Annotated in this window: 20 protein-coding genes; 16 read left to right on the top strand and 4 right to left on the bottom strand. The window is 69.9% G+C overall.

Annotated elements, in window-relative coordinates; genetic code table 11:
- Window positions 1–156: 156 nt before the first annotated feature.
- A complete protein-coding gene (gene purU, locus IR212_RS15955) occupies window positions 157–1035 on the bottom strand; it encodes a formyltetrahydrofolate deformylase (protein ID WP_194396834.1) in 879 nt (292 codons plus the stop codon).
- A gap of 236 nt (window positions 1036–1271) precedes the next feature.
- Here purU and IR212_RS15950 point away from each other — a divergent pair, with 236 nt between their 5' ends.
- On the top strand, window positions 1272–2315 hold the full coding sequence (locus tag IR212_RS15950) for an acyl-CoA thioesterase (protein ID WP_194396833.1): 1044 nt from the start codon (window positions 1272–1274) through the stop codon (window positions 2313–2315).
- On the opposite strand, the gene IR212_RS15945 is transcribed toward IR212_RS15950, so the two are convergent.
- Entirely contained in the window at window positions 2299–3273 is a 975-nt protein-coding gene (locus tag IR212_RS15945; RefSeq protein ID WP_194396832.1) for a LysR family transcriptional regulator, read from the bottom strand. The genes IR212_RS15950 and IR212_RS15945 overlap by 17 nt on opposite strands.
- Window positions 3274–3487: 214 nt before the next feature.
- Here IR212_RS15945 and IR212_RS15940 point away from each other — a divergent pair, with 214 nt between their 5' ends.
- From IR212_RS15940 to IR212_RS15925, 4 genes are read left to right on the top strand one after another with little or no spacing between them, the layout of a single operon-like run.
- The gene (locus tag IR212_RS15940; protein ID WP_194396831.1) at window positions 3488–4789 is read left to right on the top strand and encodes a C-glycoside deglycosidase beta subunit domain-containing protein; all 1302 of its coding nucleotides are present in this window, start codon (window positions 3488–3490) and stop codon (window positions 4787–4789) included.
- Between the two features lie 20 nt (window positions 4790–4809).
- Window positions 4810–6291 (top strand): C-glycoside deglycosidase beta subunit domain-containing protein, encoded by a 1482-nt coding sequence (locus IR212_RS15935; protein ID WP_194396830.1) that lies wholly within the window; start codon window positions 4810–4812, stop codon window positions 6289–6291.
- Window positions 6284–7195, top strand: coding sequence for an alpha/beta hydrolase (locus IR212_RS15930; protein ID WP_194396829.1), 912 nt, complete (start codon window positions 6284–6286; stop codon window positions 7193–7195). Before IR212_RS15935 ends, IR212_RS15930 begins: the two co-directional genes overlap by 8 nt.
- Window positions 7196–7215: 20 nt before the next feature.
- Window positions 7216–8688, top strand: coding sequence for a family 43 glycosylhydrolase (locus tag IR212_RS15925; protein ID WP_194396828.1), 1473 nt, complete (start codon window positions 7216–7218; stop codon window positions 8686–8688).
- 170 nt (window positions 8689–8858) lie between these two features.
- Here the strand turns inward: IR212_RS15925 and IR212_RS15920 are convergent, their stop codons facing one another.
- Together IR212_RS15920 and IR212_RS15915 are read right to left on the bottom strand one after the other, a co-directional pair.
- On the bottom strand, window positions 8859–10160 hold the full coding sequence (locus tag IR212_RS15920; RefSeq protein WP_194396827.1) for an ABC transporter substrate-binding protein: 1302 nt from the start codon (window positions 10158–10160) through the stop codon (window positions 8859–8861).
- 149 nt (window positions 10161–10309) lie between these two features.
- Complete coding sequence (locus IR212_RS15915; protein WP_194396826.1) at window positions 10310–13531, bottom strand: glycosyl hydrolase; 3222 nt, start codon at window positions 13529–13531, stop codon at window positions 10310–10312.
- A gap of 152 nt (window positions 13532–13683) precedes the next feature.
- Between IR212_RS15915 and IR212_RS15910 the strand changes: the two genes are divergently transcribed.
- The 11 genes from IR212_RS15910 (at window position 13684) to IR212_RS15860 (ending at window position 24036) form a co-directional block, all read left to right on the top strand.
- Window positions 13684–14646, top strand: a complete 963-nt coding sequence (locus IR212_RS15910; RefSeq protein WP_194396825.1) for a carbohydrate ABC transporter permease — start codon at window positions 13684–13686, stop codon at window positions 14644–14646.
- A gap of 1 nt (window position 14647) precedes the next feature.
- Window positions 14648–15484: a carbohydrate ABC transporter permease gene (locus IR212_RS15905; RefSeq protein WP_194396824.1), complete on the top strand. Its 837-nt coding sequence runs from the start codon at window positions 14648–14650 to the stop codon at window positions 15482–15484.
- A gap of 93 nt (window positions 15485–15577) precedes the next feature.
- The gene (locus IR212_RS15900; protein WP_194396823.1) at window positions 15578–16372 is read left to right on the top strand and encodes a TIM barrel protein; all 795 of its coding nucleotides are present in this window, start codon (window positions 15578–15580) and stop codon (window positions 16370–16372) included.
- Complete coding sequence (locus IR212_RS15895) at window positions 16369–17883, top strand: GMC oxidoreductase (RefSeq protein ID WP_194396822.1); 1515 nt, start codon at window positions 16369–16371, stop codon at window positions 17881–17883. Before IR212_RS15900 ends, IR212_RS15895 begins: the two co-directional genes overlap by 4 nt.
- A 49-nt stretch (window positions 17884–17932) precedes the next feature.
- Window positions 17933–18337: a C-glycoside deglycosidase beta subunit domain-containing protein gene (locus IR212_RS15890; protein ID WP_194396821.1), complete on the top strand. Its 405-nt coding sequence runs from the start codon at window positions 17933–17935 to the stop codon at window positions 18335–18337.
- Complete coding sequence (locus tag IR212_RS15885) at window positions 18334–19470, top strand: sugar phosphate isomerase/epimerase family protein (RefSeq protein ID WP_194396820.1); 1137 nt, start codon at window positions 18334–18336, stop codon at window positions 19468–19470. The genes IR212_RS15890 and IR212_RS15885 overlap by 4 nt, the downstream gene beginning before the upstream one ends.
- Window positions 19467–20537 carry a sugar phosphate isomerase/epimerase family protein gene (locus IR212_RS15880; RefSeq protein WP_194396819.1) on the top strand — a complete coding sequence of 357 codons (1071 nt, stop codon included), beginning with the start codon at window positions 19467–19469 and terminating at the stop codon, window positions 20535–20537. The genes IR212_RS15885 and IR212_RS15880 overlap by 4 nt, the downstream gene beginning before the upstream one ends.
- Window positions 20530–21318, top strand: coding sequence for a nuclear transport factor 2 family protein (locus tag IR212_RS15875; RefSeq protein ID WP_194396818.1), 789 nt, complete (start codon window positions 20530–20532; stop codon window positions 21316–21318). Before IR212_RS15880 ends, IR212_RS15875 begins: the two co-directional genes overlap by 8 nt.
- A 9-nt stretch (window positions 21319–21327) precedes the next feature.
- Window positions 21328–21744, top strand: a complete 417-nt coding sequence (locus IR212_RS15870; protein ID WP_194396817.1) for a C-glycoside deglycosidase beta subunit domain-containing protein — start codon at window positions 21328–21330, stop codon at window positions 21742–21744.
- A gap of 50 nt (window positions 21745–21794) precedes the next feature.
- Window positions 21795–22967: a Gfo/Idh/MocA family protein gene (locus tag IR212_RS15865; protein ID WP_194398732.1), complete on the top strand. Its 1173-nt coding sequence runs from the start codon at window positions 21795–21797 to the stop codon at window positions 22965–22967.
- A gap of 61 nt (window positions 22968–23028) precedes the next feature.
- Entirely contained in the window at window positions 23029–24036 is a 1008-nt protein-coding gene (locus IR212_RS15860; RefSeq protein WP_194396816.1) for a sugar phosphate isomerase/epimerase family protein, read from the top strand.
- The last annotated feature ends 61 nt before the right edge of the window (window positions 24037–24097 follow it).

The following is a 24097-nucleotide window of genomic DNA, read 5'->3' as shown; positions in this document are numbered from 1 at the left end:
CACGCGGCATGTGTGTCGGGCATGCGGCGGGTCGTGCCAGCCGAAGGCCGGGCGCGCTGGTTCGGGTGGCGCAACACGCGGCGTGCGTGCGAGGGATGCGGCGTGTCGTGTCACCTGAAGGCCGGGGCACGGATGCCTCGACCCGGCCGCACCGCGTCAGAACACGATCGTGTGGTTGCCGTGGCGGATGACGCGGTCCTGCGCGTGCCACAGCACCGCGCGTGAGAGCACCTGGCGCTCGACGTCGGCGCCCCGCCGCGTCAGCTCGGCCGCGGAGTCGGCGTGCGTCACGCGCACGGTGTCCTGCTCGATGATCGGACCCTCGTCGAGGTCGTCGGTGACGTAGTGCGAGGTTGCGCCGATGAGCTTGACGCCGCGCTCCTTCGCCTTCTTGTACGGCTCGGCGCCGATGAACGCCGGCAGGAACGAGTGGTGGATGTTGATCACCGGCACGCCGACCTGGGCGAGGAAGTCGCCCGACAGGATCTGCATGTAGCGGGCGAGCACGACGAAGTCGACGTTGCCCTTCAGCAGCTCGACGATCTTCGCCTCGGAGGCGGACTTGTCGGGGCCGGGCACCGAGGGCACGTGGAAGAAGGGCACGCCGAACGAGCGCACGTCCTCGGCGGACGTGGTGTGGTTCGAGATCACCATGGGGATCGTCACGGGCAGGTCGCCACGGCGGTGGCGCCACAGCAGGTCGAGCAGGCAGTGGTCCTGCTTCGAGGCGAGGATCGCCATGCGCTTGGGGACGGACTGGTCGGTGAGCGACCACTCCAGGTCGAACCCTGTGAGCGTCTCGGCGATCTCCCCCTCGATCACGGCCCGGTCGGCGGCGAAGCCCGGGCGGTGGAAGACGACCCGCTGGAAGTACGCCCCTCCGGTGGGGTCGTCCGAATACTGATCGAAAGCGACGATGTTGCCGCCGATGCGCGTGATCATCGCCGACACCGCCGCGACGATCCCCGGCTGGTCGCTGCCGTGCACGATGAGGCAGGCGTGATCGGGGTTCAGGTGCGGCGTGGGCGAGGTCATCCTTCGATTCTGCCGTGCCCGGTCGGCTACGCTTCCCAGCACCGGAGGTGAGCATGGCCGGAGGGGCGCTACCAGATCGGCGGCGCTGAGCCGCTGCATCCGCTCTTCCGTCCGCCGACCGCACGGCCTCCTGGCGAGTGCACGGCCTGCAGCCGTCGCCACACCGTGCACTCGCCGCAAGCCAGTGCGCTCGACGCAGATCGGCGGTGCCAGGACGCCGCCGATACTCTGACGGAATGAGCGCCGTACCGCACCCCCGCGCAGCGGGTCGCGACGACCGCATCATCCTCCGCTTCATGGCGATCCCCGCCGACACCGCGGCCGGCGGACGCTCGGTGGCCGCGGGCAGCGTCATGGAGTGGATCGACAAGGCCGGCTACGCCTGCGCGGTCGGCTGGGCCGGGGCATACTGCGTGACCGCGTATGTGGGCAACGTCCGCCATCGACGGCCGATCGCACCGGGCAGCCTCATCGAGGTGCAGGCGCGGATCGTCTACACGGGGCGCACCAGCATGCATGTGGTGGTCACGGTCTCGTCCGCCGAGGTGAGCGAGCGGTCCTACACGCCGGCGACGACCTGCATGCTCATCTTCGTCGCGAAGGGCGCAGACGGGCGGCCGGCGGAGGTGCCGTCGTGGGAGCCGGTCAGCCGATCCGACCACAAGTTGGCCGAGGCCGCGCGGGAGCGCATCGAGTCACGCGGCGAGATCAAGCGCCTCATGCTGGCGGAGGAGTACACGGATGCCTCCGCCGCCCCGCGCACCACGCTCCGGTTCCTCGCGCCGCCGGGGGTGGTGAACTTCGGCGGCAAGGCGCACGGCGGCACCGTGATGCGCTGGATCGACGAGGCGGGGTACGCGTGCGCCGCGGCGTGGGCGAAGGACGGGCTCGAAACGGATCGCGCGTCGCCACCCGAGTCGGCGGGTGACGGTGCCAGCGCCGCCGTCGGCGTCTATTCCGGCGGCATCCACTTCCTTGCCCCGGTCGTGATCGGGCACCTCGTCGAGGTCGACGCCCGCATCGTCTACACGAGCCGGCACAGCATGCACGTGAGCACGCGGGTCTGGACGGCGGATCCCCGCACACCGGCCGACCGCACCCTGACCACCCAGTGCCTCAGCGTCTTCGTCGTCCCCGGCCCCGACGGCGTGGCGCAGCCGGTGCCGCAGTGGACCCCGCGGACTCCCGAGGATGAGCGGCTGCAGGAGCACGTGCGCGACATCATGGCGCTGCGCGAACGGATCGTGCCGATCGCCGCGTCTCTCACGCTCGAGCCGTGACCTCCGCGCTGGCGACCGCTTCCGACGGCGACCGACGTGCCGACACGTTGGCCGCGGCCTGCTCGAAGATGCCGCGCATCCACGCGTGCTCGGGATCACGGCCGTGGACGGGATGCCACCACAGCGCGTTGACCACGGGTGTGGCGTCGAAGGGCGCCGGCAGCGTGCGGACGCCGGCGACCGACTCGGCGACGTGTGCGAGGCCGGCCTGGATGAGGCCGAGACGGTCCGTGCCGGCGATGAAGTGGGGCAGGGCGAGGAAGCTCTCCACGACCGCCTCGACGCGCGGCTCGATGCCGAGCTGCTGCAGCTGCCGCGCCGCCGAGGTGAACGCCGTGCGCGACTGGTAGGTGAACACCCAGGGCAGCGCGCCGAGCACGTCCATGCTGAGCTCGTCGCCGACCAGGTCGTTGCTCGCCGACGCGACGACCACCCAGTCGTCGCGCCAGAGGTCGGCGTAGGGGAGGTCGGTGAGGTGGCCGTGCGGGATCACCATGCCGTCGGCGGCCCGCAGGCGGTTGAGGGCGTCGTCGACGATCGACGGGTTGTGCAGCATGAACCGGAAGCGGACCCCCGGCGCGGACTCGGCGGCCAGGCGCGACACCTCGCTGCCGATGGTGGCGAACCCGTAGTCGGATCCGTAGACGGAGAACTCGCGCGTGGAGTCGCGCGGGCTCCAGGTCGCCTGGCTCTCGAAGACGCGGCGAGCGGCCTCGAGCGCGGTCGTGGTGTGCTCCGTCAGCCGGAGCGCGAGCGGGGTGAGCTCGTAGGTGTTGCCGCGCCGCGCGAGGATCGGGTCGTTGAAGTGCGTGCGGAGGCGTGCGAGCGAGGCGCTCAGCGCGGGTTGGCTGAGGTGCAGCCGCTCGGCGGCGCGGGTGACGCTGCGCTCGGTCAGGAGGGCGTCCAGGGCGACGAGCAGGTTGAGATCCAGCCGGGAGAGGAGCGGTTGGTCCGACACGTCGATGTGCTCCTCCGGGTTCGGGATGCCTCCCCCCAGTGTATCCGCGCTGTCTATGTGGTCGGTAGGTGGCATCGCCCGCGGCGATGGGCTGACGGTGTCTCGGTTATGCCCGCATCCAACCCACTTATGTCGCTTTCACGCCTAACACTGGTATGCTCGAACTGCTCCCGGCCTGCCATCCGCGCGGTCACGACCCAGAGAGTGAGCATCGATGCTTCTCGAACGAGACCTCATCCAGTCCGTCGGCTTCCGCAACGTCCGCGACGGGGGTGAGGTGACCGGCTTCCAGTTCCGCCTGCGCATGCCGTCGTACCGCGGGATGGCGGCATCCCTCATCGACGGCGTCTCGGTGCGCGTCGGCGACCTCGTCGACGTTCCCGCCGATGTGCCGCGGTGGACGTTCGGCGACCGGACGTACTCGCTGCAGGAACTGTGGGACTCCGACGGCGTGCGCTGGCCGCTGGAGGAGGCGGCGATCGTCACGGTGCCCCACCCGGGCGGGCTGCCGGAGGGGACGCACGAGGTCTCGATCCAGCTGCGCCTGCGCATGTCGTACATCCCCAAGGAGCATCAGCCCTCGACGTACGACGTCTCGCGCCACATCACCCTCACGTCGGCGGAGGACGGCGGCCCTTTCCAGTACGGCGTGAGCCTCTACAGCTTCATGACCGACTACGGCACGGTGATGGACCTCGAGACCGCCTTCGCCGCGGTCTCCGACGTCGGCGCGACGGGGATCGAGATCCTCGGCGAGGGGCACATCGAGCGGTACCCCGAACCCACCACCGCCTGGATCGACCGCTGGTTCGCCCTGCTCGAGACCTACTCGCTGGAGCCGACGAACTACGGGTCGTGGATCGACACGCGGCTGCACTCCAGCGGCGCGAACGCGCGCGACCTCACGGCGACGGAGGGCGCCGCGATGCTGCAGCGCGACCTCCGGCTCGCGAAGCAGCTGGGCTTCCGCTTCGTGCGGCCGAAGATCGGCGTCGTCTCGAGCGACCTGATCCCACACCCGATCTGGACCGAGTCGGTCGAGCGGTCGCTCGACCTCGCCGCCGAGCTCGACGTCGTCATCTGCCCCGAGATCCACTCGCCGACGCCCATCAGGCACGAGGTGGTCGACGACTACATCGGGCTCATCGAGCGCACCGGCACGAAGCACTTCGGGCTGCTGCTGGACACCGGCATCTTCCAGGACCGTCCGATTCCGCTGAAGCCCGGTGAGCTGCCCGGCCGTCGCCCCGCCTTCATGGACGGGATCGCGGTGGACCCCGCCGACATCGCCGACATCGCGAAGTACGTCGTCTTCATCCAGGCGAAGTTCCACGAGATCGACGAGAACCTCGAGGATCAGCAGATCCCCTGGGAGCCGGTGCTGCGTGCCCTCAAGGACGCCGGCTACACCGGCTACCTCTCCAGCGAGTACGAGGGGGAGCGCACCCCGTGGCGCTCCATCGAGCAGGTGCGCCGCCAGCACTCGCTCATCCGCTCGATCGCCTCCCGTCTCTGACGCACCCACCGGAGAAGACCATGCCCAACGGACTCATCGCCGAAGACAGCCTCCGCCCGCACCCCGAGGGGCTCGCGCTCAAGCTCACGATCCCCTGGTACCGCAGCTTGTGGCTCTCGTCCGTCTCAACCCTGCGCGTCACGGTCGACGGCACCGAGATCCCTGCAGGCGACCTCGCCTTCGAGCTCGCCGGGCGCCGGTACGCGGTCGCCGAGCTGCCGCAGCAGAGCGAGACGCTGTGGTTCCTGCAGCAGCATCCGCTCCTCGTCGTCCGCCTCGACCAGCCCGCCGCCCTCGGCGAGGCGCACGCCATCGAGATCTTCGGCGAGCTGCGCCTGCCGTACATGCAGATCGCGCCGGGCGAGGACGGCGGGCCCGGCCTCTACGTGCCCAACATCGTCCGGCAGTCGCTCACGCTGACCGTGACGGAGACGGATGCCGCACCTCTCGCGACCACGTCGGATGTGGCGCCCCCGCCCCCTGCCGCCGCGGACGACCCCTTCCAGCTCGGCCTCACCCTGTACTCGGCGAGCGCGGAGTTCCGCGCCGGCTGGTACGACTTCGACGGGCTGCTGGACCGTGTGGCCGAGCTCGGCATCGGACCGGGGATCGAGATCGTGGCCTCCCAGGTGCTGCCGACGTACCCCGTGGTCTCGGACGAGTTCGTCGTGCAGTGGCGCGCCGCGTTCGACCGCCACGGCTTCGATGCGAGCTCGTTCGGCGCGAACCTCGACATGGGTCGCCGCCGTGACCGCGACATGACGCCCGACGAGGAGTTTGCGTTCAGTGAGCGGCTGTTCCAGGGCGCGAAGAAGCTGGGCTTCCCGCTCGTGCGCATCCAGAGCGCCAAACCCGAGCTGCTGCGACGCCTGCTGCCGGTCGCCGAGACCCTCGAGCTCAAGCTCGCGTATGAGATCCACGCCCCGATGGGCCCGAACTCACCCGAGATCATGAAGGTGCGCGACGTCTACGCCGACCTCGACTCACCGCTGCTCGGCTTCGTCGCCGACTTCTCCTCGACCATGCACGCGATGTCGCCCACGCTGCTGCGCGCCGTCCGCCGCGCCGGTCTCGACGATGAGGCGGTCGAGCGGCTGCAGCAGATCTGGGCGACGGACGCCTCGATGCGCGAACGGCAGCAGGAGTTCATCGGCTACCTCCAGGGCCGGGACTTCGATCCCGGGCGTCTCGGCGCGTTCGCGCACCTCGCGTTCAACATGCACGGGCACGTCGACCCTCGCGAGTGGGCCGACATCATGCCGCAGATCCTGCACGTGCACGCGAAGTTCTACGACATCGACGAGGACGGCCAGGAGCCGGCGATCGACTACCCCGAGCTCGTTCGCGTCTTCGTCGAGGGCGGCTACCGAGGCTACTGGTCGAGCGAGTGGGAGGGGCACGCGTTCGCCGAGCTGGGCGAGGTCGACCCGCTGCTCCTCGTGCGCAGGCAGCACGACCTCATCCGGCGCTCGATGCGCGCGGTGGCCGGCGCCCGTGTCTGACACCGAGGTCGACTTCCGCACGCTGCCGCTCTCCGAGGTGCTGCGGCTGTTCCGCGAGCACGGCGAGCCGGCCGACCCGCGCACCGACATCGACACGGCCTCGCTGAAGAGGCGCTTCCCGCGCCTCGCGGATGTCGAGACGACCGACCTCCGCATCGACGGGCCGCGTGGGCGGCTCGTGCCGGGTCGGTTGTACCGGGATGCCTCGGCCGAGGCATCCGGTCGCGCTCTGGTGTGGGTGCACGGCGGCGCCTTCATCGGGGGGCACCTCGACATGCCGGAATCGCACTGGGTGGCCATGGAGCTCGCGGCCCGCGGCGTCCCGGTGCTCGCCGTGGACTACGTGAAGTGCCTCGGCGAGGTGCACTTCCCGGAGCCCTCGGACGACGTGCTCGCCGCCTGGCGTCACGCGATCGCGAACGCCGAGGAGCTGTTCGGCGTGCCGGCGTCGGCCGTCGCGCTGGGCGGTGCGAGCGCCGGCGGCAACCTCACCGCCGGTGCCACGGCGCGGCTGCGGGATGCCGCCGAGCCGGGCCCGGCCGGGCTCGTCCTCGTCTACCCCGTCGTGCACCCGAACGGTCCCGACGCGTCGAGCGAGGTCGACCCGGACTCCCCGCACGGCTCCCTCGCATCCAACTTCGCGGGCTCGCCGGCCGTGCTGGCCGATCCGCATGCGTTCGCCGCCCTCGGGCCGTCCGAGGGGTTCCCCCCGACGCTGGTCGTCGTGTGCGAGCACGACGGCCTGCGCCCGTCGGGTGAGGCGTTCGCCCGCCAGCTCGAGGAGGCCGGTGTCGCGATCGAACTGCGGCTGGAGCCGGGCGCCGACCACGGGCACATCAACGAGCCCGCCGACCCCACCGCGCTGCCGACGGTCGAGGCGATCGCCGAGTGGATCGCCCGATGAGAGTCGCGGAGAGGTGACAGATGGCTGACCGGACCACGTTCCGCAATCCCGTCCTGGGTGGGGACCGGCCCGACCCGGCCGTCATCAAGGTGGGCGGCGAGTACTGGATGACGTACTCGTCGTTCGAGGCCGCGCCGGGACTGCTGCTCTACCGCTCGCGCGACCTCGTGAACTGGACCTACGAGTGCGCGGCGCTTCCCGAGCCGCTGGGCAGCACGTTCGCGGTCGACATCGCCGAGCACGACGGCCGCTTCTTCATCTACATCCCGTTCATCCCCGCACCGTGGTCGCCGCTGACCGCCCCGTCGATCTTCGTGATCCACGCCGACTCGATGGCGGGTCCGTGGTCAGAGCCCATCGACCTGGGGATCCGGTGGGCGATCGACCCCGGCCACGTGGTCGGGGAGGACGGCAGACGCTACCTCTTCGTCAACGGCATCCGTCGCATCGCGCTCACCGACGACGGTCTGGCAACCGACGGCGAGCTCGAGCAGGTGTACGACGGCTGGCGCTACCCCGACGACTGGATCACCGAGGCGTACGCGCTCGAGGGGCCCAAGCTGTTCCGGCGCGGCGACTGGTTCTACCTCGTCAGCGCCGTGGGCGGCACGGGTGGTCCGCCCACGGGGCACATGGTCATCGTCGCGCGGTCGCGATCGATCCATGGGCCGTGGGAGAACAGCCCGCACAATCCCGTCGCGAGGACGACGGATGCCTCGCAGACCTGGTGGTCGCGAGGACACGCGACGATGCTGCCCGGGCCGGCCGGTGACTGGTGGATGATCTCGCACGGCTATGAGAACGGGTACCGCACCCTGGGACGGCAGATTCTCCTCGAGCCGATCGCGTGGTCGGACGACGGCTGGCCCCTCGGGGTGCGCGGCGACATCGGGGCCGATGTGGAGGCTCCCGCGGGCGCTGCGGCGCAAAGGCCGCCCGCGGCGTACCACGACGACTTCTCGACCCTGCGACTCGGTGAGCGGTGGGCGTTCCACGCACCGCAGCCCGGTGAGACGGCGCGCCTCGCGCTCGACGACGGCCTCGTGCTCAGCGGAAAGGGCACGGGTCCCGGCGACACCTCACCGCTCGCCGTCCTCACCGGCGACCACTCCTACGAGGTGGAGGTCGATCTCGAACTCGTCGGCGACGACGCCGAGGGGGGCCTTCTCCTCTTCTTCAACGACCGGCTCTTCTGCGGCATGGGCATCGACGCCGAGCGGATGCGCAGCTACGCCGGCGGGCACGTCACGCACTGGCGGGAGCCGGCGCCCGCCGTTCGTCGCCTGCAGCTGCGCCTGCGCAACGACGAGCACATCGTCACCGGCTGGTACCGGGAGCCCGGCGGCCAGTGGACCCGCCACGCGATCCGGTACGAGGTGTCGGGATATCACGCCAACACGATGGCCGACCTCTTGAGCCTTCGTCCCGCGCTGTACGCCGCCGGGAAAGGCGCGGTCCGCTTCCGCGACTTCCGGTACCGCCCGCTCGGCTGACGCCGAGGCCGCCGGCGGCGAATCGGAGGAGATTCGGCGGAGAAGAGGAGCGGATGCCGGCATCCGTCCTCGTTTCTGGCCATCTCCTCGGATCTGTCCGAGTGTGAGGAAAGGGAATGCCGCCCGGGGCCGAGGCCCCGGGCGGCATTCCGCGGTTCAGCGGTGCGGACTCAGCTGTCCCAGGCCGCGTCCATCTCCTCGAGCACCTGGTCGACCGTCTTCTGGCCGGTCAGGAGGCCCTGCACGCCGGTGCCGAGCGCGTCGTACACGGCGGGGTTGGGCCAGGTCGCGTTGGGCAGGCCCGCGTAGTCGCCGTTCTCCAGCAGGTCGCCGATCGGCTCGTAAATGGGCAGCAGGTTGTCGGCCGTGGCGCCCGTGATCGGCACGAAGCCCGACAGGTCGGCGAACGCCTGCGACTCCTCCGGAGTTGCGAGCCAGTCGAGGAACTCCTGCGCCGACGCCTTCACGTCGTCGTCCGACGACGCGTTCACGGCCCAAGCGTAGTTCGCCGACGCGAGCGTGTACGGGTCGCCGCCGTCTGCCGGCGGGAACGCCTGCACGTTCAGATCCAGGCCGGTGCCGGCCGCGATCGAGGATGCCGCGGAGCCCGGGACGGCGGCGGTGAGCGACGTCTGGCCGCCGATGCCCTGCGTGATGCTGTCGAACGTGCCGCCCGCGACACCGTCCTGGAAGCACCCGCCGTCGTTCATCTCGATGACGTCCTCGAGAACGTCACGCCAGCCGCTGTCGGCGAAGGTGACGTCGCCGGCAGCGCGCTGCTCGTTCCAGTCGGGCGTCTCGGCGTAGACGCGCGTCGCCGAGACGAGCATCGAGAACAGGCCGGTGTTGAAGGGCACGCCGCCGGCGAGCACCGTGAAGGTCTTCCCGCCGTCGCGTGCCGTGGTGCAGGCCTCGAGGAGATCCTCGTAGGTGGTCGGGTACTCGTCGATGCCGACCTCTTCGCCGCCGGGGGCGTTGTAGATGAAGCCGACCGGCACGAGAGCCGCCGGCTGCGCGAAGATGTCACCGTCGAAGGAGTACTCGGCCTCTGTTCCGGCGGGGATCGTGGCGGCGGACGTCTCGTTCAGCGGCTCGAGGAAGCCCGCCTCGGCGAGGTTCACCACAGAGATGGGCTGGCCGGTTCCGGGGGCGAGAATCATCATGTCGGCCGCGTTGCCGGCCTGAAGCTGCGTCGTGACCTGCGTGTTGTACGCGTCGGACGGATAGGGGATGACCTCGATCTCGACACCGGTCTGCTCCGTGTATTTGGCAGCGGTCTCGCCCCAGTAGTCGTCCTGGTCGTTGGCCTGCGCGACCATGAGCGAGAAGCCGGCCGCGGTGTCGCCCCCGCCGTCGTTGCTGTCGCCTCCGTCGTCGTCGCCGCCGCCCGCGCAACCGGCAAGGATGAGGACTCCCGCAAGCGGTGCCGCCAAGAGCGACCACCGGAGCCGGGAAGCTGTGTGCTGTGGCATTTCGACCCTTTCATGACTTCGTTGTCGCCAGCATCGGGATTGCTGGCTCGGCACCTGGCCGCGAACTCACTCTGACACACATTGGCTCGTTTCTGACATTAGTATTGTTTATGCGGTGCAATAGTCCCACTGATCCGCAATCGGGCTGATCAGCCGCCATTCTCAAGACGGACGGTGACCGGTCCTGCGAGCCCCGCGGGCAGCGGCTCGGCCGACGGCTCGAACACCTCCGTCATCGGCGGGAAGATCTCGCCCGATGGATGCCCGGCCTCGGCGACCAGCCGGTTGCGCCAGGGGGTCGCCACCGCCACCTCGATCACGTTGGCGCCGACCCGCAGCGCCGCGGTGACCTCCACCCGGAAAGGCGCCGTCCAGGCGACGCCGCAGTCGACGCCGTTGACGACGACCCGCGCGATGTCGTGGAGGCGGCCGAGATCGATCCAGGCACGTCCGTCCTCGACCGTCTCGCTCACGTCGAACTCCGCCCGATAGATCCCGGTCCCCGAAAATCCGCTCCCATCGGCGCCGAGCTCCGTCCACAGCCCCGGGCCGACCGCCAGCGCGATTTCGCGCCGGCCAGGTAGGGCGAGAGTCCACCCGCGGCCGCCGAGCGGGCGCACGGATGCCGCGTGAACCTGCGTCGCCGCAGGCGCCGTCGGTGCCGCACCCGCCGCGTCGGGGACGACGAACAGCGACCCGAACGCGGGGAGCGTGACGTCGACTGCGAGGCGCGCGCCGTCGGCGCGGACGGCGGGGAGCGCCACGGCACGCAGCTCGACAGGGTCCCAGGCGCTCAGGGCGCCGACGCGCTCGGGAACGAGGATCCGCACGCGAACGTCGTGGCCGGCCGGATTGGCCAGGAACGTCACCCGATGTCCGTCCACGAGGCGTGCGATGGTGCGCACCGGGGCGCCGGTGATCTCGAACTCCGGCCGCAGGTCGAGGAGCGCCAGCGCGGCGGCCAGGTCCGAGGTGGCGATGACGCGGCCGGCCTCGCGCCCCGCGGCCCAGACCTCCTGGCGAAGCCGCCGGAACTCGCCGTCGTCGTCGCCGAGCGACGGTGAGCTGTCCGGTGCCGGGCCCACGATCGTCGCACCCGCGTCGAGGAGCCGCTTCACGTGACGCAGTGTCGCCACCGTGAGTCTGCGGCTGGATCCCCCGAGGAACAGCAGCCGGTATCGCGCGCCCGGCGACCTCAGGGCGCCGTCGTCCCCGACGCGCAGCAGTGCGAGCGCGTCGGATCCCACGTAGTCGAAGTCGAACCCGTCGGGCACGGCGGTGTCGTAGGCGTCGCCGAACAGCGCGGTGACCGGCGCCTCCTCGCCGATGAACACGGCGATCTCGACGGCGGGCTCGCCGGCGGAGAGCAGCGCGCACGAGCGCGCGAGGTAGTCGATCCACGGTCCCGCCATGTCGGCCCAGGTCTCGTTGACCGTGAACGCCTGACCCAGGAACGGCGCGAGTGCCACCCCGGGCGGCGGAGCGCCGAGCGGCTGATGGGGCGAGGTGTGGATGCAGAACCGGGTGACGCCCAGCGCGAGCTGCAGGTCGGCGACGTGCTTGAGGCTGCGGGGCGACGATGACCACGGCCGGTCGAAGCTCGTGAACGCCTCCGCTCCGGTCCACCTGCTGCCGTGGAGATGGGCAACGGATGCCGCACCCTTGATGTCGGCGACATACGTCGGCTTCGGGCCGGAAGCGGGGTCGAACGTCCACATCGCGCCCATCGGCACGTCGGCGTGCGCCCGCATCGCGAGGTCGTCGCCGAGCTGGGGGCGTCTGTCTTCGAGCGCCTCGGCGTAGTAGATCATGCCGCGGCGCTGCGCCTCCGACGCGAGCGTGCCGTAGTACTCGGTCGCGAGGAGCTCGGCGAGCGTGCGGCGATAGTCGTAGAGAAAGCGGTCGGATGCCTCTGCCCCGCCCACCAGGTACCCCGCGAGCGTCGGGAGCCACGGCGTCAGGTCGTAGCCCCGCAGCTCGAGGAATCTCTCGGCGACGTCCTCGGTCCAGTTCTGGCTGCCGGACTCGATGCTGTCGCTCAGCAGGGCGTCGAACGACTCCGCGCCGAACTCGGCGAGGTGGCGCCGCAGGAACGCCGCGACCCGGGCGCCGTCGAGCTTGTCGACTTCGAGCCCGGTCGCATCGGGGAGGGCGGGGCCGTTCGTCTGACCCGTGAGCGACGCGCCGAGCCGGAGGATGCGCCACCGTCCGGGAGGAGCATCCCACTCCAGCCTTCCGCCCTGAACAAGGTCGGTGAGGTCGTGCACGTCCGCAGGGGCCACGGACGCGGCATCCGCTGCCCGGTCGGTGTCGACGGCGTAGTAGTCGGCGACGACCCCGAACCCGGCCTTCGCCTCGGCATGGTGGATGCGGCCGCCGGCGCGCAGCGCGAACTCGGAGACGAGGAACGCGTCGCTGCGGCGCAGCACCGGCGGCGTGCGCACGCCGTCCGCGGCGGGCGGGAGCGCCTCAGCCGCGCTCGCCCCGGAGAGGACGAGGCGGAATCTGCGGGCGGTGACGGGTGGGAAGGTCGCCGTGCGAGCGGGCACGGTGGTCGCCTCGAGCGTCGCGACCGGTCGGAGGTCCTCGCCGTCCCCCGCCTCGAGCACGGCGTCCGGCGGGGGCGCCGCACCGAATCCGCGCGGGCCGGGGAGTCCCACGGTGACCGCACCGACCGTCACGGGCTCCTCGAACTCGACCTCCAGCCAGGCGGACGACCAGCCGTCGGGATCACGCGGCAGGGCCAGCGCGCGCTCGAACGACCCGTCGGTCAGGCAGGCGTCATCGCCCACCGGAGCCGACGCGTGAACCCGGTCGGGCACGAGCACCGCGTGCGCGTCGTCCGCGGGGAGCGCGACCACTCGCCAGTCGGTCGCCCATGGCTCGCGCGTGGCGGCTCCCCACCGGGCGGCGTCCTGGAAGAGCCCCGCGGCGCCGGGCAGCGGCGGCAGCTCGACGGCACGCCTGCCGCCCCCGTGGACGACCGCCTCGGACCACACCACCTTCTTCATCGCGTCGCGGGGCTCGACCCACGGCCCGCCGGTGGCGCTCCATCCCGCGGAGGTCGCGACCGCGAGCTCGAGTCCGAGGTCGGCCGCCGTGCGCTGCGCGATCCCGATCGCCTCCCGCCAGGCCGTTGTCCCCGGACGGACACGCTCGGGCACGATCTGCGGAACGCCCATGCCCCCTTCGAAGAGCTGGACGCCGCGCACCCCGACGGAATGCAGCCACGTCAGATCGCGCACGATGCCGGCCGGGTCGACGTTCCCGTCCATCCAGTGCCACCACGCCCGCGGGCGAGCGTCGTCCGGCGGATCGACGAAGCGCGCCCACAGACCGGACGAGGGCGCCGAGGGCGGTGTCGTTGACATTCCCTCATCCTCTCCGCGGACCGCATCGCCTGGCGGCCAGCGCCACTTATATCCGATATCGCTAAAACTAATGTGTGCTTTCGACGCAAGTGTGTGAAAGTTGCTTCAGCGCCGCCGAAGCCGGCGCGCGTGACGACGAGGTCAGAGAGCAGATGACAGTGACGATTGAGCGCGATGCCACTCGCACCCTCACGGTGCCTCCCGATGCACGCCGCACTCCCCGCCCGCGCGGCCGCCGGCCGCTGATCAGCTACGGGCACTGGTGGTGGGCGCTGCCGGCGATCATCCTGGTGATCGCGGTGCATTACGTCGCCACCCTCACCGGCGGCTTCTTCGCCTTCACCAACTGGACGGGCCTGGGCGACTGGGAGTTCATCGGCCTCGACAACTTCGTGCGGATCTTCAACGACCCGCTCATGGTCGGCGCCGTGCTCAACACGCTGTTCCTCGCGTTCGGCTCGGTGATCCTGACCAACATCCTCGGCCTCGGATTCGCGCTCGCGATCAACCGCACCCTCAAGACGCGGTACATCCTGCGCACCCTCCTGTTCCTCCCGGTGGTGCTCAGCCCGCTGGCCGTCGCCTACATCTGGAAGTTCATCTTCCAGTTCAACGGCCCGCTCAACGGCTTCCTCGGAGCGATCGGGCTGGAGTCCTGGCAGAAGGTGTGGCTGGCCGACCCGACCTGGTCCATCTGGGCGATCCTGCTGACCGTCGTCTGGCAGCAGACCGGCTTCGTGATGGTCATCTATCTCGCCGGCCTCGCATCGGTGCCGGTCGAGATCGAAGAGGCGGCCGCTCTGGACGGCGCCAACATCTGGCAGCGGTTCTGGCACGTCACGGTCCCGGCGATCCGCCCGTCCATCGCGATCGCCACGACCCTCGGCATCATCCAGGGCCTGCGCATCTTCGACCAGATCTTCGCCCTCACCGGCGGGGGTCCGGCGGGCGCCACCGAGACGCTCGCGACGCAGGTCTACAAGCAGGCCTTCTCGCTGGGCCAGTTCGGCTTCGGCTCGGCGCTCGCGCTCGTGCTGACGCTCATCATCCTCGTCTTCGCCATCCTCCAGCAGTACGCCACCCGCGACCGCGACGCCGTCGGAAGGGCCGCCTGACATGTTCCGCTACACCAAGCTCACCGCGGTCCGCGAGGTCGCCATCTGGGTCGTCACCCTGCTGGGCCTGCTGCCCTTCTACTTCCTGATCGCCACCGCGTTCAAGACCGACCAGGAGGCGCTCACCACGAGCGCGATGGCCCCGCCGTCGTCGCTGGACGTCAGCGCGTTCGTCGAGGTGCTCACCACCGGCGGCCGCAACAGCATCCCGATGAGCATCCTCAACAGCGTCATCATCACCGGTGGCGCCATCGCCGGCCTGGTGCTGTTCGGCTCGGTCGCCGCCTACGTCATCACGCGCCGGACCCGGGCCTGGACGAACTTCACCTTCTACCTCGTGCTCATCGCGATCATCCTGCCCGCGCAGCTGGGCACGGTGCCGCTGTACATCGGAGCCCGCTCGGTCGGGCTCACGGGCAACGCGATCGGCATGATCCTGCTGTGGATCGGCATCCTGCTGCCGCTGTCGGTGTTCCTCTACGCGAGCTTCTTCCGCGGGCTCACCACCGAGTACGAAGAAGCCGCCGTCATCGACGGGGCGTCGCCGACGCAGGCCTTCTTCCGCGTCGTGCTGCCGCTTATGGCACCGGCCACGGGCACCGTCGCGATCCTCGCGGGACTCATCGTCTGGAACGACTTCTTCAACTCGCTGATCTTCCTCGGCGGGTCGACCACGCAGACGCTGCCGGTCGCGATGTACACGTACGTCGGCGGACTCGTGTCGGCGTGGAACAAGATCTTCGCCGTCGTGCTCATCTCGATGATCCCGATCCTGCTGTTCTACATGTTCGCGCAGAAGAAGTTCATCCAGGGCTTCGGCGGAGGCCTGAAGGGCTGACGCCCACACCGATTCGGGGGCGGCCGGATCGTCGAGCGGATGCCGCGGCATCCGCACGTCGCCCACTCATCCGACACACCGACCGGAGACGTCATGTACCAACTCGCACCGAACATCGAGCTGCTCTTCACCGAGGCCGGCGACTACCACGACCGCGTGCGCGCCGCCGCGGCGGTGGGATTCACCGCCGTCGAGATGTGGGGGCCCACGGGAGTCGACGCGCCCTCCCAGCCCAAGGACCTCCCCGCGTTGAAGGCCGCCCTCGAGGAGACCGGCACGAAGCTCACCGCGCAGCTGTCGGAACCGCGCACCCAGTTCATGATCCCGCCGTGGGACCACTCGGAGTTCTATCGCAAGCTCGACGAGGGCGTCGCCATCGCGCAGGACCTGGACTGCCCGCGCATCGTCGTCGGCAGCGGCACCGGGTTCGGCGGCTGGAAGCGCCAGGTCCAGCTCGACAAGCTCATCGAGATCTACCAGAAGGCCATCGCCCAGATCGACGGATCGGGCATCACGCTCGTGCTCGAGCCGGTCAACGTGCGCGTGGACCACCCGGGCTCCCTCCTGGACCGCACAGCGGAGGGCGTCTACATCGCCCGCGGCGTGGACTCGCCCTTCTTCGGCGTGCTCTACGACATCTACCACTCTGCCGTCGAGGGCGAGGACATGGCCGCCGAGCTCGAGAACGCGGGCGACCTCGTGAAGTACGTGCAGCTGGCCGACGCCCCGGGTCGAGGTGAGCCCGGCAGCGGGTCGCTGGATTGGGCGGAGCGCCTCGGCATCCTGCGCGCGTCGGGCTACGACGGGCCGATCGGCCTGGAGTACTACCCGACCCAGGAGTCCGAGGCATCCGTCGCCCTCATCCGCGAGCTGGCGGCTTCAGCATGACGCGGTACCCCCAGTCCGTCGACGTCGCCATCGTCGGGTCGGGTCCCACCGGCGCCGCGTACGCGCGCATCCTCAGCGAGCGGGCGCCCGGGACGACCATCGCGATGTTCGAGGTGGGCCCGACCATCTCGGATCCGCCCGGTGCGCACGTGAAGAACATCGCCGACCCCGACGCTCGCGCTCGCGCGCAGGCCGCGTCGGAGGGGCCGGGGGAGCGCGGCGCAAAGGTCGCCAATCCGGGAGCCGTCAAGGCCGGCGTGCGGGCCGCGCGCCCCGGCACGTTCCTCCTCGAGGACGGCTACCAGTTCCCGGGCGAGGACGGGCTGCCGGTCGTCGCGATGTCGAGCAACGTCGGCGGGATGTCGGCGCATTGGACCGGCGCCTGTCCGCGCCCGGGCGGCAGCGAGCGCATCGGCTTCCTCCCCGACTTCGACGAGCTGCTCGCCGAGGGCGACCGGCTCCTCGGCGTCACCACGAACGCGTTCGACGCGGCACCGTTCGGTGAGATCGTCCGCGAGCGCCTCGCGAAGGCGGTCGACGAGGGGCGGACAGCCGAGACCAAGGTGCAGCGGATGCCGCTCGCCGCCCACCGCCGCGACGACGGACGGCTCGTATGGTCCGGCTCAGACGTCGTGCTGGGAGACGTCACGCGCGACAACCCCGCCTTCACGCTCTTCGACGAGTCGCTCGTCACCTCCGTGCTGGTGCGCGACGGGCGTGCGGCCGGCGTTCGGGTGCGCGATCTCCGCTCCGATGAGTCGCACGAGGTGGCGGCCCGGTTCGTGGTCGTCGCCGCCGACGCGCTGCGCACGCCCCAGCTGTTGTGGGCGTCCGGCATCCGTCCGGCCGCCCTCGGGCGGTACCTCAACGACCAGGCGCAGGTCGTGTTCGCCTCGCGCCTGCGCGGGGTCGAGACTCTCGGTGCGGATGCTCCCACGACCGGTCTCGCGGAGTACAGCGGCGTCAGCTGGGTGCCGTTCACCGACGACGTCCCCTTCCATGGGCAGGTGATGCAGCTGGATGCCTCGCCCATCCCGCTCGCCGAGGACGACCCTGTCGTCCCCGGCTCGATCGTCGGGCTCGGGCTCTTCTGCGCGAAGGACCTGCAGGCCGACGACCGGGTCGAGTTCGACGACGCCGAGCAGGACGCCTACGGGCTGCCCGCTCCCCGCATCCACTACACCCTCACCGAGCGCGACCACGAGGTCATCGATCGGGCGCGTGCCGAGATCGTGCGTCTCGGCGAGGCGATCGGCGACCCGCTCGACTCGCGGCCCTTCACGCTTCCCCTCGGGTCCTCGCTGCACTACCAGGGGACGACCCGCATGGGTGAGACGGATGACGGCACCAGCGTGTGCGACCTCGACAGCCAGGTGTGGGGTGTGCAGGGTCTGTTCGTCGCCGGAAACGGCGTCATCCCGACCGCAACGGCGTGCAACCCGACCCTCACGTCGGTCGCGCTCGCCGTGGGCGGCGCGCGCCGCATCGCTCGCGATCTTGCTTCCGTCTGATTCAGACATTAGAGTGTAGAAACATAGACAAAGTAGTCAGGAGAACCTCGTGATCCCCGACCGAATCATCGAGCAGGGCACGCTCACGACCGACGGCACACGGGCCGCGGTCGAGGTGCGGCTGCCGTGGTACCGCGCCCTCCCCGCCTCGTGCATCGCCGGTGCGAAGCTCACCGTCGACGGCGTCGAGGCGCCGGCCGAGTCGCTGCGCTGGGAGATGAACGGCAGAGCCTTCACCTTCCCCGAGCTCGTCCCGAACACCGATGAGTGGTGGTTCCCCACCGATTCCGCGGTCCTCTCCGGCGACATCGCTGTGGGCGAGGCCGACGAGCACACCGTCGCCGTCGAGCTCGTGCTCTACATCCCCTACATCGTGATCGGCGCCGACGAGGTGCTGCACATCGAGGAGAAGGACACCAAGACGATGCCGGCACGCAAGGCGGTGGCAGCATGACCCCTCGACAGGCTCAGGACGGCGCCGCGCTGACCAAAGGCACCCCCATCCAGGGTGTGACGCTCTACAGCTTCACCCGCGCGTTCCACGGACGCGAGTACGATCTCGAAGGCCTCATCCGCAAGGCCGCGGCCGAGAACTTCGGGCCGGGCCTGGAGATCATCGGATTCTCCAGCTTCCGCGGCTTCCCCGAGATCGACGATCACTACGCCGGCTGGTTCAAGGACCTGATCGCCGAGACCGGGCTCGTGACGACCTCGCTCGCCGTGAACGCCGACATCGGCATCCACCGCGATCGCCTGCTCACCCAGGACGAGCTGCTGGAGTACATGCGCCGGCAGATCGCGGCCGCGGCGAAGCTCGGGTTCCCCATCGCCCGCGTGCAGATCTCGATCACGCCCGACTCCATGGAGGCGCTGGCTCCCATCGCTGAGGAGTACGGCGTCACGCTCGCCCTCGAGGTGCACGCCGACCAGTACGCCTCCCACCCGCGCATCCTGGCGCTACGCGACCGCTACGACAAGGTCGGCTCGCCGTTCCTGGGATTCACGATGGACTGGGGCGCCACCGTGTCGGGCTTCGCGCCCTCGCTCATCGAGGCCTACCGCCGCCGCGGCGCCTCGGAGGAGCTGCTCACGGCCGTCACCGGGCTGTGGGACGAGTTCTACCGGCAGGGCCCGCCGGCCGACCAGGCCGACCACGGCCAGCGCTTCGGCCGCTTCATCGGGCTGGCAGCCCAGCACGGTCGCCCCGATCTCGGCATCGACATTGGCATCAACGCGACCGGCCTGTTCGGACCGGCGCGCGTGGACGACTGGCTCGAGATCTTCCCGTGGATCAAGCACGTGCACGGCAAGTTCTTCGGCATCGACGAGTCGGGCGAAGAGCCCTCGGTGCCGGTCCGCGACCTCGTGACGCTGCTCATCGAGAACGGCTACAACGGTGCCATCTCGAGCGAGTACGAGGGCTGGCATTGGAACTACTGGCAGTCCCCCTTCGAGATCATCGCGGGGGAGCAGGCCGTGCAGCGGTCGGCGGCCGAGGCGGCCGGCTCGCGCATGACCACCGACCTCGCCGAGGCGCGGGCACAGCTCGCGGCCTGGCTTCCCACCACGCAAGGAGCGTCCGCATGACCGTTCGACAGGCGCAGGGCGGCGCGGACGGCATCGCCGGCACCGGCATCAAGCTCGGGACCACCCTTTACTCGATGACGAGCGAGTTCGCAGCGGGCCTCTACACGCCCGAGACGCTCATCGCCGCCGTGGCGGAGGAGGGGATTGGCCCGGGCGTCGAGTTCAACATCGCGCAGCTGCTGCGCACCTACCCCGACGTCGACCAGGAGTTCGTGAAGCTCTGGTTCGACTCGCTGGAGAAGTACGGACTCGAGGCGAGCGCGGTCGGCACCAACCTCGACATGGGTCGCCGCAAGGACCGCGACATGACGCCTGACGAGGAGCACGACTTCCTCGCCCGGCAGCTGAAGACGGCTCACACGCTCGGCTTCAAGCGCGTCGTCATCCGGTCGCACGGCAAGGAGCTGCTGCGCGGGCTCCTCCCGCTCGCCGAGAAGTACGACCAGTACCTCGGCTACGAGATCCACGCGCCGTCCGGGCCGAACAACCCTCAGGTGCTGCAGATGCGCGAGATGTACGACGAGCTGCAGTCCGAGCGGCTGGGCTTCACCGCCGACTTCTCCTCGACGATGCACAGCCTCTCCCCGACGCTGCTCGCGCAGCTGGGGAAGATGGGCATGGACGAGAAGCACTTCCCCGTCATGGAGGAGATCTGGCACGAGCCGACTCCCATGCACGTGCGCAACCAGAAGTTCGAAGACTACCTCGTGAGCGAGGGCGTCGACCCTCTCACGTTCGGCCCGTTCACGCGCCTCGCCTTCAACATGCACGGCCTGGTCCCTCCGGAGGAGTGGCTGGACATCATGCCGCAGATGTTCCACGTGCACGCGAAGTTCTACGACATCGACGAGAACGGCCACGAGCCGGCGATGGACATCCCGCGGATCGTCAGGCAGTTCGTGGTGGGCGGGTATCAGGGGTACCTCTCCAGCGAGTGGGAGGGTCACGCCTTCCAGGACCTCGGCGAGGCCGACCCGATCGAGCTCGTGAAGAAGCAGCACGCGCTGATGCGCAAGGCCATCGAAGACACCGTCGCCGAGCAGTCGAAGGAGACCGCGAATGTCTGATACGACCACGACCGCCGACGTCTCGGTCGCGGAGCTGCGGGCCGAGCTGGCCGCGCTCCGCGAGGAGGTCGTCGCCGCCCGCGCCCTCGCGCAGCGCGCCGAGGACCGCGGCCAGGTCGAGAACCTGTTCAACCGCTACATGTACCTCCACAACGCCTTCGAGGACGAGCAGATCATCCCGCTGTGGGTCAAGGAGGGCACCGAGGGCATCCGCGCCCGGTACACCAACGCCGGTCAGTACACGACGTGGAAGAGCGTGACCGACTACCACCGCGGTCGTCCGCACCCCGAGGGCAAGCTGATCCTGCACGCCACCACGACACCGGTCATCGAGGTCGCCGCAGACGGCAAGACCGCCAAGGGCGTCTGGATGATGGCCGGCACCGAGTCGGGTCTCACCGACCCTAAGGTCGCCGAGGCGTTCCCCGACATGTACTCGCCCCAGGAAGTGCTCGGAAAGAAGGTCTGGGCTCACTGGGTGTGGTGCAAGTACGCGATCGACTTCCTCAAGCAGGACGGCGAGTGGAAGTTCTGGAAGTTCCGCTGCTACGAGCTGGCCCGCGCTCCCTTCGAGGAGAACTGGGTGAGCTTCGGCCTGAAGAACCAGGGCGCGTTCGACCTCGACCTGATGTACTTCGGCGACGACGGCAAGCCCGTCTTCATGCCGCCGGCCGACGAGCCGGTGCCCTCGACCAACCATCCGTACAGCCCCGAGACGGTGCAGAAGCTCGAGCCGGCGCCGCCGGTGCCGCACGAGACCTTCACCGACACCTACGCCTGAGGAACCATCATGGCAACGCACGATTCCCTCTTCGCCGACAAGGACGTCAAGCGCACCGAGAGCGGCGTCTCCGTCGCGCTGCAGCTGCCCTGGTACCGCAGCCTCTGGCTCTCGGCGGTCGACGATGTCGCGGCATCCGTCAACGGCGTCGAGATCCCGAAGGACTCGCTGCGCTTCGAGCTGCAGGGCAAGAGCTACCGCATCGAGGAGCTGCCTGAGCAGTCCGAGACGCTCTGGTTCGTCGCCGACAAGCCCGAGGTCGTGATCGACCTGGGTCGCGCGCCCGAGGCCGGCGAGAAGCTGACCGTCGAGGTCGTCCTCACGATGCGCCTGCTCTACATGCAGATCGCCCCCGGTGTCGACGGCGGCCCCGGCCGCTACGTCACCAACCGCGTGCCGGTCGAGCGCGAGGTCGTGCTCGCATGACCCTCGGACAGGCTCAGAGCGGCGCCGAGGGGAGGCCGCTGCGCGTCGCCATGATCGGCTACGGGTTCATGGGAGCCGCGCACTCGGTCGGCTGGCGCCAGGCGCCGCGCGTGTTCTCGCTGCCGCAGGCGGTCGAGATGGCCGTCGTCGTCGGACGCCACGCCGAGGCGGTGACGGATGCCGCGGCCCAGTGGGGCTGGCAGGAGTCGGCGACCGACTGGCGCGAGGTCATCGCGCGCGACGACATCGACATCGTCGACATCGTGACGCCTGGCGACTCGCACGCCGAGATCGCGATCGCGGCGCTCGACGCGGGCAAGCACGTGCTGTGCGAGAAGCCGCTGGCCAACACCGTGGCCGAGGCCGAGGCGATGGCCGAGGCTGCCGAGCGGGCGGCGGCCCGCGGCATCCGCTCGATGGTCGGCTTCACGTACCGCCGGGTGCCGGCAGTCACCTTCCTGCGAGACCTCATCGCCCAGGGCGCCGTGGGCCGGATCTCGCAGGTGCGGGCCGCGTACCGCCAGGACTGGCTCGTCGACCCCGAGATGCCGCTCGCCTGGCGCCTGCAGAAGGAGCACGCAGGATCCGGCGCGCTCGGCGACATCGGGGCTCACATCATCGACATGACGCAGTTCGTGACCGGCTTGGGCGTGACCGCCGTCTCGGGTGTGCTCGACACGATCGTGAAGCAGCGGCCCCTTCAGGGCTCGGGCACCGGGTTGTCGGGCACCGCCGCGGAGGGCCACGGCGACGTGACCGTCGACGACGTCGCCGTCTTCACCGGCCGGCTGTCCACCGGCGCCCTGGTCTCATTCGAGGCCACGCGCTTCGCCACCGGACGCAAGAACGACCTGTCGATCGAGGTGTCGGGCGACAAGGGCGCTCTCCGCTTCGACCTCGAAGACCTCAACACCCTCTGGTTCTACGACCGCACCGCGCCGGAGGCCACCCAGGGATTCACGCGGATCCTCGTCACCGAGGCGCAGCATCCCTATGTCGCGGCGTGGTGGCCCGCGGGCCATATGCTCGGCTACGAGCACGGCTTCAGCCACCAGGTCGTCGACCTCGTGACGGCGATCGCCGAGGGCACCGACCCGCATCCGTCCTTCGCGGAAGGACTCTCGGTGCAGCGCGTGCTGGCCGCCGTCGAGGAGAGCTCGGCGAGCGGTTCGGGGTGGGTCCAGGTCGAGGCGCCGGTCGCCGCGGACGCGACCTCGGGTTGACCCGTTGCCTCAGGGCGGTCTGCGGATAGGTTTGTAGAAACAACAAAGCAAAGGAGCTTGGATGCCTCGTCCGATCACTCTCTTCACGGGCCAGTGGGCCGATCTGCCGTTCGAAGAGGTCGCGCGACTCGCCGGCGAGTGGGGCTTCGACGGCCTCGAGATCGCCTGCTGGGGCGACCACATCGACGTGTCCCGGTGGGACGACGCGGAGTACGTCCAGTCCCGCAAAGACATCCTCGAGCGCAACGGCCTGAAGGTCTGGGCGATCTCGAACCACCTCACCGGCCAGGCGGTGTGCGACGACCCCATCGACGTGCGGCACAAGGACATCCTGCCCGCGCGGGTCTGGGGCGACGGCGAGCCCGAGGGCGTGCGCCAGCGCGCCGCGGAGGACATGAAGAACACGGCCCGGTTCGCCGCCAAGCTGGGCGTGAAGACGGTGAACGGCTTCACGGGCTCGGCGATCTGGAAGGCTGTCGCGATGTTCCCGCCGGCCTCCGACGAGTGGATCGCCGCCGGGTACCAGGACTTCGCCGACCGGTGGAACCCGATCCTGGACGTGTTCGAGGAGGTCGGTGTGCGCTTCGGCCTCGAAGTCCACCCTTCCGAGATCGCCTACGACTACTGGACCGCCAAGGCGACCCTCGAGGCCATCGGGCACCGCGAGAGCTTCGGCCTCAACTTCGACCCGTCGCACTTCATGTGGCAGCAGCTGGACCCGGTGGCGTTCGTGCTGGACTTCGCCGACCACATCTTCCACGTGCACGTCAAGGAGTCCATCACCAACCTCGACGGCCGCAACGGCGTACTGGGGTCGCACCTGCCGTGGGCGAACCCGCGCCGCGGCTGGACGTTCGTCTCGACCGGCCACGGCGCCGTGCCGTGGGAGCCGCTGTTCCGCGCGCTCAACGCGATCGGCTACGACGGCCCCACCTCGATCGAGTGGGAGGACGCCGGCATGGACCGCCTGCACGGCGCCCCCGAGGCGATCGAGTTCGTGCGCAAGCTCAACGCGATCACGCCGCCCGCTGCCGCGTTCGACGCGGCGTTCTCGACCAAGACCGACTGACGCGGGACCGCTGAACACCGGCCGACACGGCCGGTGTTCGGCGTGCCCGGATGCGAGAGGA

Source organism: Microbacterium atlanticum, from assembly GCF_015277815.1.
Taxonomy (GTDB): domain Bacteria; phylum Actinomycetota; class Actinomycetes; order Actinomycetales; family Microbacteriaceae; genus Microbacterium; species Microbacterium atlanticum.
The sequence above is the reverse complement of the archived record's forward strand: the minus strand, read 5'-3'. Positions and strand labels throughout refer to the sequence as shown.

Excerpts from the sequence above, each read along its gene's own strand:
- IR212_RS15915 (WP_194396826.1), bottom strand. The coding sequence starts at position 13,531 with ATGTCAACGACACCGCCCTCGGCGCCCTCGTCCGGTCTGTGGGCGCGC.
- IR212_RS15900 (WP_194396823.1), top strand. The coding sequence starts at position 15,578 with ATGTACCAACTCGCACCGAACATCGAGCTGCTCTTCACCGAGGCCGGC.
- IR212_RS15860 (WP_194396816.1), top strand. The coding sequence starts at position 23,029 with ATGCCTCGTCCGATCACTCTCTTCACGGGCCAGTGGGCCGATCTGCCG.
- IR212_RS15865 (WP_194398732.1), top strand. The coding sequence starts at position 21,795 with ATGATCGGCTACGGGTTCATGGGAGCCGCGCACTCGGTCGGCTGGCGC.
- IR212_RS15920 (WP_194396827.1), bottom strand. The coding sequence starts at position 10,160 with ATGCCACAGCACACAGCTTCCCGGCTCCGGTGGTCGCTCTTGGCGGCA.
- IR212_RS15875 (WP_194396818.1), top strand. The coding sequence starts at position 20,530 with ATGTCTGATACGACCACGACCGCCGACGTCTCGGTCGCGGAGCTGCGG.
- IR212_RS15880 (WP_194396819.1), top strand. The coding sequence starts at position 19,467 with ATGACCGTTCGACAGGCGCAGGGCGGCGCGGACGGCATCGCCGGCACC.
- IR212_RS15885 (WP_194396820.1), top strand. The coding sequence starts at position 18,334 with ATGACCCCTCGACAGGCTCAGGACGGCGCCGCGCTGACCAAAGGCACC.
- IR212_RS15905 (WP_194396824.1), top strand. The coding sequence starts at position 14,648 with ATGTTCCGCTACACCAAGCTCACCGCGGTCCGCGAGGTCGCCATCTGG.
- IR212_RS15950 (WP_194396833.1), top strand. The coding sequence starts at position 1,272 with ATGAGCGCCGTACCGCACCCCCGCGCAGCGGGTCGCGACGACCGCATC.
- IR212_RS15895 (WP_194396822.1), top strand. The coding sequence starts at position 16,369 with ATGACGCGGTACCCCCAGTCCGTCGACGTCGCCATCGTCGGGTCGGGT.
- IR212_RS15925 (WP_194396828.1), top strand. The coding sequence starts at position 7,216 with ATGGCTGACCGGACCACGTTCCGCAATCCCGTCCTGGGTGGGGACCGG.
- purU (WP_194396834.1), bottom strand. The coding sequence starts at position 1,035 with ATGACCTCGCCCACGCCGCACCTGAACCCCGATCACGCCTGCCTCATC.
- IR212_RS15940 (WP_194396831.1), top strand. The coding sequence starts at position 3,488 with ATGCTTCTCGAACGAGACCTCATCCAGTCCGTCGGCTTCCGCAACGTC.
- IR212_RS15935 (WP_194396830.1), top strand. The coding sequence starts at position 4,810 with ATGCCCAACGGACTCATCGCCGAAGACAGCCTCCGCCCGCACCCCGAG.
- IR212_RS15910 (WP_194396825.1), top strand. The coding sequence starts at position 13,684 with ATGACAGTGACGATTGAGCGCGATGCCACTCGCACCCTCACGGTGCCT.
- IR212_RS15870 (WP_194396817.1), top strand. The coding sequence starts at position 21,328 with ATGGCAACGCACGATTCCCTCTTCGCCGACAAGGACGTCAAGCGCACC.